Here is a 14,412-nt window from a genome sequence, read left to right as displayed (position 1 = left end):
TGCGGTGTCCCTCAGTCCCCCTCGGTCTCGCACATCTGTCGCAGCACATTGCCGCACCGTCGCGCGTACGCGTGCTGCAGCCCCCGCGTCGCAGGTCCCCCCGCCCGCGCGTACCACTTGGCCGCGCGGCTGAAGGCCTGCACGGTCAGCCACACCGTCCCGTCCCCCGTGCGGTCCACGAGGAAGGCCTCCTCGCCGCATTCGGGATGACCGGAAAGCGTGCCGTACGCCCAGCCCACCCGGCGGTGCTCCTCCGCCGTCCAGACGACCCGGCACGGGGCCTTGATCAGGCCGGCCAGGGTGACGGTGACGTCGACCTCGGGGGCCGCCCGGTCGGCGGACGCCTCGATGCCGACGCCCATCGAGCGGTGCATTTCCCAGGTCATGACCGCTTCGGAGGCTCGGCGGAAGACATCCTCGCCCTCGCCTATGCGGGTGCGCACATGCAGGGGGTGGAAGCCGGGCGGGCAGAAGCCGTTCTCCCGGGTCGCGCCGACGTCGTCGTACGTGAAGGACATGGGCCCAAGCGTAGGGCGGCACCCGGGGATGCCTTCCTCCCGGGTGCCACCCCTTTCGACTACGCCTGCGTCAGCTGACGTTGATGGCCGACCAGGCGGCGGCCACCGTCTTGTACTCCGTGCTGGTGGAGCCGTACAGGGCGGACGCCGCGCTCAGGGTCGCCGTGCGGGCGGCCTTGTAGTTCGTCGTCGACGTCATGTACTCGGTCAGGGCCTTGTACCAGATCGCGGCGGCCTTGGCGCGGCCGATACCCGTGACCGTCGAGCCGTTGGACGTGGGGGAGTTGTAGCTCACCCCGTTGATCGTCTTCGCGCCGCTGCCCTCCGACAGGAGGTAGAAGAAGTGGTTCGCGGGGCCCGAGGAGTAGTGCACGTCCAGGCCGCCCAGCGAGGACGACCAGCTGTCCTTGGACGCGCCGTCCTTGCTCGGCTTGTCCATGTAGCGCAGCGGGGTGCCGTCGCCGTTGATGTCGATCTCCTCGCCGATGAGGTAGTCACCGACATCGGCGGAGTTGTTGGCGAAGAACTCCACCGATGTGCCGAAGATGTCGGAGGTGGCCTCGTTCAGGCCGCCCGACTCGCCGGAGTAGTTCAGGCCCGCGGTGTTGGAGGTGACGCCGTGGGTCATCTCGTGGCCGGCCACGTCCAGCGACGTCAGCGGGTTGGTGTTGCCCTCGCCGTCGCCGTACGTCATGCAGAAGCAGCTGTCGTCCCAGAACGCGTTGACGTACGCGTTGCCGTAGTGGACGCGCGAGTACGCGGCCTTGCCGTCGTTCTTGATGCCGCTGCGGCCGAAGGTCTCCTTGTAGAAGTCCCAGGTCTCCTGTGCGCCGTAGGCCGCGTCGACGGCGGCCGTCTGGTCGGTGGAGGAGCTGGAGGCCGTGCCGGTGCCCCATGTGTCGTCCGCGTCGGTGAACAGCGTTCCGGCGGAGGAACTGGTGCTGCGGGCCTTGTTGTACGTCTTGTGGCCGCCGCGCGTGCCGTCCGTGAGGTTGTACGTCGAGCCCGACTTGGTCGTGCCGAGCGTGACGGTGCCCGAGTACAGGCTCTTGCCGGTGCCGGTCTCGATGCCCTGGTACTCGAACAGCTTCTTGCCGGTGGCGGCGTCGGTGATGACGTGCAGCTCGTTCGGGGTGCCGTCGTCCTGGAGGCCGCCGACGACCGTCTCGTAGGCGAGGGTCGGCTTGCCGTTCGCTGCCCAGATCACCTTGCGGGGTGCCTGGTCGGCCGCGGTCTTCTCCGAGCCGGCCGCCTTGGCGAGCTTCACGGCCTGGCTCTCGGCCTTGTCCGCGGTGACCGCCGGCTTGAGCGAGGCGACCTTGATGGTGGCCTTCGTCGCCTTGGTCACGCCCTTTCTCGCGCCGGTCGCCGACTCGTGGACGACCAGGTCGCCGCCGAGGACCGGCAGGCCCGCGTAGGTGCGCTCGTAGCGGGTGTGGACCGAGCCGTCGGCGTCCTTGACGACGTCCTTGACGACCAGCTTCTCCTGGGCGCCGAGGCCTATCTCGTCGGCGGTGTCGGCCGCCTTCGCCTGCTGGTCCTTGATGAGGGTGGTGCGGGCCGCGGGGGCGAGCGCGACCGGTACGGCGAGCGGCGCGGCCTTGGTGCCCGCGCCCGCGGGGGCCGCGGCGGCCGAACCACCGGTGGTCAGCGCGGTGGTGAGGAGGGCCCCGGCGGCCACGGTGGTGGCGATGGCCAGGGTCGTGCGCTTGCGACGCGCGTAGAGGGGGGTCACACGAGCTCCTTTTGTGGGGGAAGTGCATTGGTGCTGGTGCGGCGGGTGGGGGAAGCGTGACACCTGCGGCGCGTACATGTCAGGAGGGGGCGGTGATGTTGGCCAAGATTTGACTGTTGGGTGAATGTTTCAGAAATATGAACGGGCGCCGTCCCGGCGGGAGTTGAACCCACCGAGACGACGCCCTGTCTTGGTCACACCGTCAACTGGCCTACGGGAAGGTCAGCTTCCAGCTGTTGATGTAACCGGTGTCGATGGCCGCGTTGTCCTGGACGCGCAACTGCCAGACACCGTTGGCGACCTCGGAGGACGCGTTCACGGTGTAGGTGGCGTTGAGGTTGTCCGCGCTGCCGCCGGTGCCGTAGCCCTTCAGCGTGTACGCCGTGCCGTCGGGGGCGACCAGATCCACCTTGAGGTCACCGATGTAGGTGTGGACGATGTCCACGGCGACCTGGAGGTTGGACGGTGCGTTGCCGGTCCGCCCGGAGACGGTGATCGGCGACGTGACTGCCGCGCCCCGGTCCGGGATCGCCACGTCGGTTCCGCTCTCGAAGGACGTGCCGCCGCCTCCGCCGCCGGGCCGGGGGCCGACGTTGATGCCCGCCCACGCGTCCTGGACCGCCTTGTACTCGGCGCCGTCGGTGCCGTAGAGGTCAGCGGTGGCCGCGAGGGTGCCGGTGCGGGCGCCCGCGTAGTTGGTCGTGGACGTGAACTTCGTGGTGAGCGCGCGGAACCAGATCTTCTCCGCCTTGTCCCGGCCGATACCGGTGACCGGAAGGCCGTCCGACGTGGCCGAGTTGTACGTGACACCGTTGATGGTCTTGGTGCCGCTGCCCTCCGACAGGAGGTAGAAGAAGTGGTTCGCCGGGCCCGACGAGTAGTGCACGTCGATCGAGCCGATGCCCGAGTACCAGCTGTCCTTGGACGCGCCGTCCTTGCTCGGCTTGTCCATGTAGCGCAGCGGGGTGCCGTCGCCGTTGATGTTGATCTCCTCGCCGATGAGGTAGTCACCCACGTCGGAGGAGTTGTTGGCGAAGAACTCGACGGTCGAACCGAAGATGTCGGAGGTGGCCTCGTTCAGGCCGCCGGACTCGCCGCTGTAGATGAGGCCGGCCGTGTTCGAGGTGAGCCCGTGGGTCATCTCGTGCGCGGCCACGTCGATCGACGTCAGCGGGTTGGCGTTGCCCGAGCCGTCGCCGTACGTCATGCAGAAGCAGCTGTCGGACCAGAACGCGTTGACGTAGTTGTTGCCGTAGTGGACCCGCGAGTACGCGCCCACACCGTCGCCGCGGATGCCGCTGCGCCCGTGCACGTTCTTGTAGTAGTCCCAGGTCAGCGCGGCACCGTAGTGCGCGTCCGCACCGGCCGACTCCAGGTTGGACGGGCTGCCGTTGCCCCAGACGTCGTCGGGGCCGGAGAAGAGGGTGCCGGTGCCGGAGGTGCCGCGGTTCAGGTTGTACGTCTTGTGACCGCCGCGCGCGCCGTCCGTGAGGTTGTACGTCGACCCGGACTGGGTGGTGCCGAGGGTGACCGTGCCGCTGTAGACCGTGTTGCCGGTGCCGGTCTCGATGGCCTCCCACTCGTACAGCTTCGCGCCGGTGGTGGCGTCGGTGACGACGTGCAGTTCCTGCGGGGTGCCGTCGTGCTGGAAGCCGCCGACGACCGTCTCGTACGCCACGGTCGGCTTGCCGTCCGCGGCCCAGATCACCTTGCGGGGCGCCTTGTTGACGTCCGGACTCTTGGCCTTCTCCGCCTTCGCCGCGGCCAGCGCCTGCTCCTTGGCCTTGGCGGCGGGAACGGCGGCGGTCGTGGTGGCCGGCTTGATGGCGGCCCGGGTCGCCTTGACGACGGCCTCGGTCGCGCCCGACTTCGCCGTCTCGACGACGAGGTCGCCGCCGAGGACGGGCAGGCCGTCGTACGTCCGCTCGTAGCGGGTGTGGACCGTGCCGTTGCCGTCCTTGAGGACGTCACGGACGACCAGCTTCTCCTTGGCGCCCAGGCGCAGGTCCTTCGCGGTGTCCGCCTTGTCGGCGTTGGCCTCGCGGATCAGCTCGGCGCGCTGGGCGGGGGACAGCTTGACCGACTCGGCGCCCGGTATGACCTTGCCCGCCGCCGACGGTGCCTTCTCCGGGGCTGCGGTGGCGGCGCCCGACTGGACGGCCGCCGCGATCAGGGCGGAGACGCCGACGAGAGCGACGGCGGCTGCGCGGCGGTGCGTGGTGTGACGCGCGGTGTGGGAGGTGCGTCTGTGGGAGGAACTGTCTCTCAACACTGACTCCTTCTGCGCGGCCGCGGATCACGCGGCCAGGGGAGACCGGCCGGCGGGTGGGCCGTCCGGGCAGAACAAGTGGTACGCAGAACGACGTGCGCGTGCGGAAACTCGACGTGCGCGTGCGGAGTTCAGCCGCGGGCGCCGCAGTGTGACGGCGCTGTGGGGTTGCTGTGTCGCGGCCGTGGGAAGAGTGGCAGGTGGTTGCGGTTTCTGTCAGGACCGCGTCAGGAAGTTGGCCGGAAATCGTTCGTTGTCCGGGAGTTCACGTTCGATAAACGGATCGGACGCATCAATCGTCGAAGCGCGCGAGATCGCGCAGCCACGCGGCCGCGTTGCCGTCCGACGGCGCCCGCCAGTCGCCGCGCGGCGACAGCGAACCGCCGGCCGAGACCTTCGGCCCGTTCGGCATCGCCGAGCGCTTGAACTGTGCGAATGCGAAGAAGCGACGGCAGAAGACCTCCAGCCAGCGCCTGATCTCCGCCAGGTCGTACGCCACCCGCTTGGCCTCGGGGAAGCCGGGCGGCCAGGCGCCGGCGTCCGGGTCGTGCCAGGCGTGCCAGGCCAGGAAGGCGATCTTCGACGGCCGGAAGCCGTACCGCAGCACCTGGAAGAGCGTGAAGTCGTGCAGCGCGTACGGGCCGATCTTCGACTCGGTCGACTGCATCTCCTCGCCCGGCACCAGCTCCGGGCTGATCTCCGTGTCCAGGATCGCGGCCAGTGTCCTGCCGGTCTCCTCGTCGAACTGCTCGCTGACGATGACCCAGCGGATCAGATGCTGGATCAGCGTCTTCGGCACACCGGAGTTGACGTTGTAGTGGCTCATCTGGTCGCCCACGCCGTACGTGGACCAGCCCAGCGCCAGCTCCGACAGGTCGCCGGTGCCCAGGACGATGCCGCCGCGCTGGTTGGCGAGCCGGAACAGGTAGTCGGTGCGCAGGCCGGCCTGCACGTTCTCGAAGGTGACGTCGTACACCGGCTCGCCGGACGCGAACGGGTGGCCCATCTCCTGAAGCATCAGCCGCGCCGTCGGCGTGATGTCCAGCTCGGCCGCGGTGACGCCGAGCGAGTCCATCAGCTTGTGGGCGTTGCCCTTGGTGTGGTCGCTGGTGGCGAAGCCCGGCAGGGTGAACGCCAGGATGTCGCTGCGCGGGCGCCCCGCGCGGTCCATCGCCCGGGCGGCGACGATCAGCGCGTGCGTGGAGTCCAGCCCGCCGGACACCCCGATGACCACCTTCGGGTCGCCGATCGCGCCCAGCCGCTGCTGGAGGCCAGCGACCTGGATGTTGTACGCCTCGTAGCAGTCCAGGGCCAGACGCTCGGCGTCGGCCGGCACGAACGGGAAACGCTCGACCCGGCGCTTGAGGCCCAGGTCCGCCGTCGGCGGGTCGAGCCGGAAGTCCACCCGCCGGAAGTCGCCGGTGCGCCCGGCGTGCGTGCGCCGGTTGTCGTCGAACGTGCCCATCCGCTGCCGCTCCTGCCGCAGCAGGTCGAGGTCGACATCGGCGACCGCGTACTGCTCGTCGAGGGCGAACCGGTCCGTCTCGGCCAGCAGGGCGCCGTTCTCGTAGATCATGGTCTGCCCGTCCCAGGACAGGTCGGTGGTCGACTCGCCCAGACCGGCCGCCGAGTACACGTACGCCGCGAGACAGCGCGAGGACGCCGAGCGGCACAGCAGCCGCCGGTCCTCGGCCCGGCCGACCGTGATCGGGCTGCCCGAGAGGTTGGCCAGCACGGTCGCACCGGCCAGGGCGGCCTCCGCGCTCGGCGGCACCGGCACCCACATGTCCTCGCAGATCTCCGCGTGCAGCACCAGACCGGGGACGTCCTGCGCCTCGAAGAGCAGGTCCACGCCGAACGGCACCTCGGTGCCGCCGACCCGGATCGTCCCGCCGCGCTCGTCGTCGCCGGACGCGATCTGCCGCTTCTCGTAGAACTCCCGGTAGTTCGGCGGGTACGACTTGGGCGCGACACCGAGGATCCGGCCGCGGTGCACGATCACCGCGCAGTTGTAGATCCGGTGGCGGTGGCGCAGTGGGGCGCCCACGACCAGCACCGGAAGCAGGTCCGCCGACCCGGCCACGACCGACTGGAGCGCCTGCTCCACCTCGTCGAGCACCGCGTCCTGGAGCAGCAGGTCCTCGATCGAGTACCCGGTCAGGCCGAGCTCGGGGAAGACGGCGACGGCGACGCCCTCCTGCGCGCACCGGCGCGCCTGCCGCAGAACCGCTTCCGCGTTGGCCTGCGGGTCGGCGATGACGGTGTGGCCGGTGCACGCGGCGACGCGCGCGAAGCCGTGCTGGTAGAGCGACCAGAAGTTCAACGGACTTCCCCAGGAGAAGCGGACAGTGCTGGCATCGAGCATAGATCGCCTGATCAGGCCTACGCCGTTCCGGGCGACGCGGGCCGCTCCCCGTGCCAGGACCGCCACAGTGCGGCGTATGCACCGTCCGTCGTGACCAGCTCGTCGTGGGTGCCGAGCTCGGTGAGGCGGCCGTTCTCCATCACGGCCACACGGTCCGCGTCGTGTGCGGTGTGCAGGCGGTGGGCGATGGCGATGACGGTACGGCCCTTCAGCACGGCGGCCAGGGCGCGCTCGGTGTGCCGGGCCGTCGTCGGGTCGAGCAGGGCCGTCGCCTCGTCGAGGATCAGCGTGTGCGGGTCGGCCAGCACCACGCGCGCGAGGGCCAGCTGCTGGGCCTGCGAGCCGTCCGTGCCGCGGCCGCCGTCGCCCAGCGTCGTGTCGAGCCCGTCGGGCAGCCGCCGTACCCAGGCGTCGGCGCCGACCGCGGTGAGCGCGGCCCACACCTCCTGGTCCGTGGCGGACGGCTCGGCGATACGGAGGTTGTCGCGGACCGAGCCGAGGAAGACGTGGTGCTCCTGGGTGACCAGGACGACCTGACGGCGCAGCTGCTCCGGGCCGAGCGCGACGACCGGGACACCGCCGACCGTCACCGAGCCGGCTGTCGGCGCGTCGACACCGGCGAGCAGCCGGCTCAGGGTCGTCTTGCCGGCGCCGGACGGGCCGACCACCGCCAGTCGTTCCCCCGGCCGAACGGTCAGGTCGACGTCGCTGAGGACCTCTCCGCCGCGGTCGTAGGCGTAGCGCACGCCAGTCACGTCGATGCGGTCGTCCGTGGGGGTGGGGGAGTCGGCGTCCGTCGCCTGCGGGGCGCGGGCCAGGCCCTCCACGCGGGCGAACGAGGCGCCGCCGCTCTGGAGTTGCTCGACCCGCATCAGGATCTCGTCCAGCGGACCGACCATCTGCTGCAGATACAGCGCCGCCGCGACCACCGTGCCCAGGCTGATCGTGCCCCGCGCGTGCAGCGCCCCGCCGACGAGCAGGACCGTCGCCACGGGGACGAGATAGGCGATCTCGACCGAGGGGAAGAACACCGTGCGCAGGAAGAGGGTGTGCAGGCGGGTCCGGCGCGACTCCTCCAGCGCGTCCCGGCTCGCCGCCACCCGCCGCCGCTCCAGCCGCAGCGCCTCCACCGTACGGGCGCCGGACGCGGTCGCCGCGAGGATCTCCGCGACGTCCGAGGTGGCCGCACCCTCGGCGAGGTAGCCGGTGCGGGCCCGGCGCAGATACCAGCGCAGCACCGGCCACAGGCCGGCCAGACCGAGCAGACCGCAGGCGCCGAGCAGCGGGTCCAGCGCGAGGACCGCGCCCAGCAGGAACAGGACCTGTACGGAGTTGATGAGCAGCTCGGGCCCGGCGTCGCGCAGGGTGGTGCCGACGGCCGCCACGTCGGCCGTGCCGCGCGCCGTCAGGTCGCCGGTGCCGGCCCGCTCCACGACCGACGCGGGCAGCGCGAGCGTGCGGTTCACGAACTCCTCGCGGACCCGGGCGAGGGTGCGTTCGCCGAAGCGGTGGCCTACGTAGCGGGCCCAGCGGGCCAGCAGCAGCTGGGCTGTCGCCGCTACCAGGATGGCCAGGGCGAGTTTGTCCACGGTCGTCACGCCTGCGCCGCGTCTGACGTCGTCGATGATGCGGCCCACCAGCCAGGGGGCCGCCAGGCCGGCGAGCGCGGCGAGGGCGTTCAGGGCGAGTACGGCGGTGAAGGAGCGGGCGTCGGCTCGGATCAGGCGGATTGCGGCTCGGCGGACGTCTTGCCGTTCGGCGATGGGGAGGGCTGTGCGGCTATGAGTCCGGGACTTGGGGTTGCTTGCCGGGTGCGGGTGCTTCGTGGATGGTCGCGCAGTTCCCCGCGCCCCTGAGGTGTGCTGGGCCTCTGTCACTTGGCAAGCTCCTTGGCGTCTTCGTCACGTGCCACCAGTGCTCGGTATCCCGGTTCGGTGTTCATGAGTTCTCGGTGGCTGCCGGTTGCCGCCACCTTGCCGTCGACCAGGTAGTGGACCGTGTCCGCTCGGGCCAGGACCAAGGGGGACGTCGTCGTCACCAGCGTCGTGCGGCCCCGTCTCGTCGAGTGCAGGCGTTCGGCGACCCGTGCCTCCGTGTGGGCGTCCAGGGCCGATGTCGGCTCGATGGCCAGCAGCACCTCCGGGTCGGCCAGCAGCGTGCGGACCAGGCGGACCCGCTGGCGTTGGCCGCCGGAGAGGTTGCGGCCCTGGGCGTCGATCGGGGTGTCGATGCCGTCGGGGAGGCCGCGGACGATGTCCTCGGAGACCGCCGTGTACACCGCTTGAGTGATCGCCGACTCGTCCCGGTCCGCGTGGCCGGCCACCAGCTCCCGCAGCGTGCCCGCGAACAGGTCGGCCTCGTGGTCGGCGACCAGGATGCGCTCCCGGACCTGCGGCAACGCGATCTCGCTCAGGGGCACTTCGCCCCAGGTCGCCGCCGATGGGACGTAGCGGCCGAGGCGGTCGACGACGGCCGTGGCGTCGGCCGGCAGTGCGGCGGCCAGTGCGGTGAGCCGGCCAGGCGGCACCCGCACCCCGGACGTGGGGTCGTGCAGGGTCGCCGGCTCCGCCGGTGCGTCCCGTGTGCCGGTGTCCGCCATCGGCTCCAGCCGCAGGAACCCCACGACCCGCCGCGCCGCCACCACGCCACGGCTGACCTGGTAACCGCACTCGATGAAGAACGCCACCGGCCCCACCAGCACCGCGACATAGCCGTACACCGCCACCAACTCGCCCACGGTGATGGCGCCCTGGGCGGCCAGCCGCGCCGCCAGCCAGGCCACCACGGCCAGGAACAGCGTGGGCAGCCCCACGCCGAGCGCCTGCACCCAGCTGGTCACCGCCCCGACCCGGTAGCCCTGCGCCCGCAGCCGCTGTGAGTCGCGGTGGAAGGCGTCGGCGACCAGGCCCTTGCCGCCGAGGCCGTTGAGGACGCGCAGGCCGCCCGCGAGGTCGGCGATCCGTGCGGTCAGTACGCCCTGCCGCTCCCGGTACTCCGTCTCGGTGCCCTGCAACCGGCCCAGCAGTGGCCCGACGAGCACGCCGACCAGCGGCATCCCGAGCAGCACCACGACGGCGATCGGCACCGACACCGACATCAACAGACCGGCGACCACCAGATAGGCGACGACGGCACCGATCCCCGGGCCGACGACGGTCAGGGACTGGCTGATGGTCTGGACGTCGCCCACGCCGATCGTGACGACCTCCCCGGCCCCGATCCGGCGTGGCAGCGTGGCACCGAGTCGTACCGCGTGGCCGATCAGCACCTTGACCGTGCGGAAGTTGCTGTCCATCCGCACCCGCGTCATCGTCCGGTGCCGCATGATGCTCAGCCAGGCGTTGAACGCCCCCACCGCGACCAGCGCACCCGTCCACCCCGCCAGCGCGCCGTAATCACCGGCCGCCAGCCCGTCGTCGACGGCACGGGACATCAGGTACGGGGTCGCCGCCAGCAGCACCATCCACACGCTGGAGATCAGCGCCCCCATGGCGGACCGCATGGACTGGCGCACGACGAGCCACCACAGATAGCGCCATCCGCCACGACAGTCGGGTGTCCCCGGATCCTCGTACGCGTCGATCATCGTTGCCCGTGCCCCGTTCGTCGTTCCTCGTGCCGCTCGACTACGCCAGACTGTCCCGCCACGCCCGATGCAGATCCGCGAACCTGCCGGTCCCCGCGACGAGTTCGGCCGGAGTGCCGTCCTCGACGATCTGCCCGTCCTCCATGACCAGCACGCGGTCCGCGATCTCGACCGTGGACAGCCGGTGGGCGATGACGACTGCCGTACGCCCGTGCAGCACCGTCGACATCGCGCGCTGCACGGCCCGTTCGCCGGGGATGTCGAGGGAGCTGGTCGCCTCGTCGAGGATCAGCACGGCCGGGTCCGCGAGCAACGCCCGGGCGAACGCGACCAGTTGGCGCTGACCGGCGGAGATACGGCCGCCCCGCTTGCGGACGTCGGTGTCGTAGCCGTCGGGGAGCGAGCTGATGAAGTCGTGCGCGCCGATGGCCTTCGCCGCCTGCTCGATCTCCTCGCGGGTGGCATCGGGGCGGCCGATGGCGATGTTCTCGGCGACCGTGCCGGAGAACAGGAACGCCTCCTGCGTCACCATCACCACCCCGCGCCGCAGCTCGGGCACGGCGAGCTCGCGCAGGTCGACGCCGTCGAGGAGGACCCGGCCGTCCGAGGGGTCGTAGAAGCGGGCGAGCAGCTTGGCCAGCGTCGACTTGCCCGCGCCCGTGGAGCCGACGACCGCGACCGTCTGCCCGGCCGGGAACGTGAGGTCGAAGCGGGGCAGCACCTCGCCGCCGGTGCGGTAGCCGAACCGGACGCCGTCGAAGACGACCTCGCGGCCGGGGTGCTCCGACTCGAGGGCCGGAAGCTGCCGGGGTGCCTGCGGCTCGGGCACGGACGGGGTCTGGGCGAGCAGTCCGGCGATCTTCTCCAGGGAGGCCGCCGCCGACTGGTACGAGTTGAGGAACATGCCGAGCCGGTCGATCGGGTCGTACAGCCGCCGCAGATAGAGCACGGCCGCCGCCAGCACACCGAGGGCGAGCGTGCCGCCCGCGACCCGGTAGGCACCCCACAGCACGATCCCCGCGACGGCCGTGTTGGCGACGAGGCGGGAGCCGACGACGTAACGGGCCATCTCCAGCAGCGCGTCGCCGTTCGTCCGCTCGTGCCGGGTGTTGAGAACCCGGAAGCCGGCGTCGTTCACGGCCTCGCGGCGGAAGGCGCGCACCGGGCGGATGCCGTTCATCGTCTCGACGAACTTCACGATCACGGCGGCGATCGCGGTGGACCGCACGGTGTACACGCGCGCCGCGCGCCGCCGGTAGCGCCGTACGAGGAGGTACAGCGGCGCGAAGGAGGCCACGGCGACCGCACCGAGGCCGAGGTCGAGCCAGAGCAGCATCGCCGAGATGTAGACGAAGGAGAGGATGACGGTGACGAGCTCCTGAAGGCCCTCGTCGAGCAGCTCCCGCAGGGACTCCACGTCCGTCGTGGAGCGGGAGATGAGCCGCCCGGACGTGTAGCGCTCATGGAAGTCGAGGCTCAGGGCCTGGGCGTGGCGGAAGATACGGCCGCGCAGGTCGAGCAGCACGTCCTGGTTGACCCGGGCGGAGAGCAGGATGAACGCGTACTGCAGCACGCCCGACGCCACCGCGCACAGCAGATAGCCGGCCCCGACCGCGACCAGCGGCCCGAGATCGGCGCGGCGGAACGCCGGTACGGCCGTGTCGATCGCGTACGCCACCAGCAGCGGGCCCGCCTGCACCGCCGCCTGCTGGAGCAGCAGGAGCAGGGTGGTCACGGCGACTCGCGCCTTCATGGGGGCGAGCAGGGAGCGCAGCAGGGCGGTGGTGGCGCCCGGCGGAGTGGGCAGGACGTCGTGGTCGAAGGGGTCGTCGGGCCGCGGGGATTGGGGCCCTTTCCCGGCCGGCTCTTCCTTGTCCGGCTCTTCCCTGTCCGGCTCTTCCCTGTCCGGTGCGGTGGCGGTCGTCGCCGTCATCGGTCGGCCTCCTCGGTCCCGGCCATGAGGTGGGCGTATTCGGCGTTCGTGCGCAGCAGTTCGTGATGGGTGCCGACGGCGGCGATGCGGCCGCCGGAGAGCAGGGCGACGCGGTCCGCCAGGAGCACGGTGGACGGGCGGTGGGCGACGATCAGAGCGGTGGTCTCCGCGAGCACGTCCCGCAGGGCGGCCTCGACGGCGGCCTCGGTGTGCACGTCGAGGGCGGACAAGGGGTCGTCCAGCACCAGGAAGCGGGGCCTGCCGACCACCGCGCGCGCGAGCGCCAGTCGCTGCCGCTGGCCGCCGGAGAGGCTGAGGCCCTGCTCGCCGACCTGGGTGCCGGTGCCGTGCGGCAGGGCGTGCGCGAAGTCGGCCTGCGCGACGGCGAGCGCCCGTTCCAACTCGGGTTCTCCCGCGCCGTCCGAGGCCCCCATCAGCACGTTCTCCGCGACGCTGGCCGAGAAGAGGGTCGGCTCCTCGAACGCGACGGCGACGAGTTCGCGCAGCGTGTCTCTGGGGAGCTCGGCGATGTCCTTGCCGTCCAGGGTGATGTGGCCGGATGTCACCTCGTGGAGGCGGGGGACCAGGGCGGTGAGGGTGGTCTTGCCGCTGCCCGTCGCGCCGACCAGGGCCATGGACTCGCCGGTTCGGATGTGGAGGTCGATGCGGGTGAGGATGGGAGGCGAGTCGGTCGGGGCGTCGGGGTAGCGGAACGAGACGTCGTGGAAGCGGAGTCCCTTGTCCTTGAGCCCCGTTGAGCCGGTAGCGGTAGCCGTAGCCGTAGCGGTGACGGCCGGCGCGGTGGTACCGGCCGCGGTCGGCTGCTCCTGCTCGGCGTCCATCACCTCGAAGTACCGCTCCGTGGCCGTCGCCGCCTCCTGGCTCATCGCCAGCAGGAAGCCGATCGAGTCGACGGGCCAGCGCAGCGCGAGTGCCGTCGACAGGAACGCCACCAGCGTGCCCGCCGACAGCTGACCGTCCGCCACCTGGATCGCGCCCAGCACCAGTGCCGCCCCGATGGCCACCTCGGGCAGCGTCACGATGACACCCCAGATCGCGGCCAGCAGCCGGGCCTTGCGCAGTTCCGTGCCGCGCAGGGTCCGTGACAGCTCGCGGAACGCCCGGGCCTGGCTGCGGTGCCGGCCGAACCCCTTGATGATCCGGATGCCGAGCACGCTCTCCTCGACGACCGTCGTCAGATCGCCGACCTGGTCCTGCGCGCGGCGCGCCACCGTGGCGTACCGCTTCTCGAAGATCACGCAGGTGACCATCACGGGCACCGCCGGGATCAGGATCACCAGCCCGAGCGTCCAGTCCTGAAGCAGCATGATGATCACGCCGACGAGGATCGTCACGGCGTTGACCAGCAGGAACGTCAGCGGAAACGCGAGGAACATCCGCAGCAGCATCAGGTCGGTCGTGCCCCGCGACAGCAGCTGGCCCGACGCCCACCGGTCGTGGAACGCCACCGGCAGCCGCTGCAGATGCCGGTACAGATCCGCCCGCATCCCCGCCTCGACGCCGGCCAGCGGTCGGGCCACCAGCCACCGCCGCAGCCCGAACAGCAACGCCTCCGCGACCCCGAGCAGCAGCAGATACAGCGCCCCGAGCCAGACCCCGGCCGGATCCCGGTCGGCGACGGGACCGTCCACCATCCACTTCAGGACGAGCGGAATGACCAGCGACAGACAGGAGGCGACGACCGCCACGAACGCCGCGGTGAACAACCGCACCCGCACGGGCCGCACATACGGCCACAGACGCAACAGCGTCCGCACGGCGGAACGGTCGGCTCGGTCGGTACGGTCAGGGCTGTCCTCGGCGGTTGCACGTGTCGTCACCATCAGCAGCGAGCCTACGGATCGGCACTGACACTGCCCACCGAGTTTTGGCCGGTCCGCGATCGGCCGCTGGTCCTACGACCTGCGTGTTCGAGGGGTCGTACAGACCGAGGGCGTGGGGTCGCACGGCGGCATCAACCGATCGGCCGATGCCGCTTCGAGCGC

The 14,412-nt window shown here is 71.1% G+C and carries 8 protein-coding genes; all 8 read right to left on the bottom strand.

Annotated elements, in window-relative coordinates; all coding sequences use genetic code 11:
* Positions 1 to 11: 11 nt before the first annotated feature.
* The 8 genes from OHT51_RS13765 to OHT51_RS13730 all read right to left on the bottom strand — a co-directional run bounded on the left by OHT51_RS13765 (position 12) and on the right by OHT51_RS13730 (position 14,250).
* Positions 12 to 518 carry a DUF1990 family protein gene (locus OHT51_RS13765; RefSeq protein ID WP_328879222.1) on the bottom strand — a complete coding sequence of 169 codons (507 nt, stop codon included), beginning with the start codon at positions 516 to 518 and terminating at the stop codon, positions 12 to 14.
* Between the two features lie 70 nt (positions 519 to 588).
* The gene (locus tag OHT51_RS13760; protein WP_328879221.1) at positions 589 to 2,253 is read right to left on the bottom strand and encodes a M4 family metallopeptidase; all 1,665 of its coding nucleotides are present in this window, start codon (positions 2,251 to 2,253) and stop codon (positions 589 to 591) included.
* 211 nt (positions 2,254 to 2,464) lie between these two features.
* A complete protein-coding gene (locus OHT51_RS13755) occupies positions 2,465 to 4,522 on the bottom strand; it encodes a M4 family metallopeptidase (protein WP_328879220.1) in 2,058 nt (685 codons plus the stop codon).
* A 292-nt stretch (positions 4,523 to 4,814) separates the two neighbouring features.
* Positions 4,815 to 6,845, bottom strand: a complete 2,031-nt coding sequence (locus OHT51_RS13750) for an NAD(+) synthase (RefSeq protein WP_328879219.1) — start codon at positions 6,843 to 6,845, stop codon at positions 4,815 to 4,817.
* 59 nt (positions 6,846 to 6,904) lie between these two features.
* Entirely contained in the window at positions 6,905 to 8,650 is a 1,746-nt protein-coding gene (locus OHT51_RS13745) for an ABC transporter ATP-binding protein (RefSeq protein ID WP_328884314.1), read from the bottom strand.
* 110 nt (positions 8,651 to 8,760) lie between these two features.
* Positions 8,761 to 10,473 carry an ABC transporter ATP-binding protein gene (locus tag OHT51_RS13740; RefSeq protein ID WP_328879218.1) on the bottom strand — a complete coding sequence of 571 codons (1,713 nt, stop codon included), beginning with the start codon at positions 10,471 to 10,473 and terminating at the stop codon, positions 8,761 to 8,763.
* Between the two features lie 40 nt (positions 10,474 to 10,513).
* Positions 10,514 to 12,406 carry an ABC transporter ATP-binding protein gene (locus tag OHT51_RS13735; RefSeq protein ID WP_328879217.1) on the bottom strand — a complete coding sequence of 631 codons (1,893 nt, stop codon included), beginning with the start codon at positions 12,404 to 12,406 and terminating at the stop codon, positions 10,514 to 10,516.
* Positions 12,403 to 14,250: an ABC transporter ATP-binding protein gene (locus OHT51_RS13730; RefSeq protein WP_328879216.1), complete on the bottom strand. Its 1,848-nt coding sequence runs from the start codon at positions 14,248 to 14,250 to the stop codon at positions 12,403 to 12,405. Before OHT51_RS13730 ends, OHT51_RS13735 begins: the two co-directional genes overlap by 4 nt.
* Between the last annotated feature and the right edge of the window lie 162 nt (positions 14,251 to 14,412).

The sequence above is a fragment of the Streptomyces sp. NBC_00299 genome (assembly GCF_036173045.1).
Lineage (GTDB): Bacteria > Actinomycetota > Actinomycetes > Streptomycetales > Streptomycetaceae > Streptomyces > Streptomyces machairae.
The sequence above is the reverse complement of the archived record's forward strand: the minus strand, read 5'-3'. Positions and strand labels throughout refer to the sequence as shown.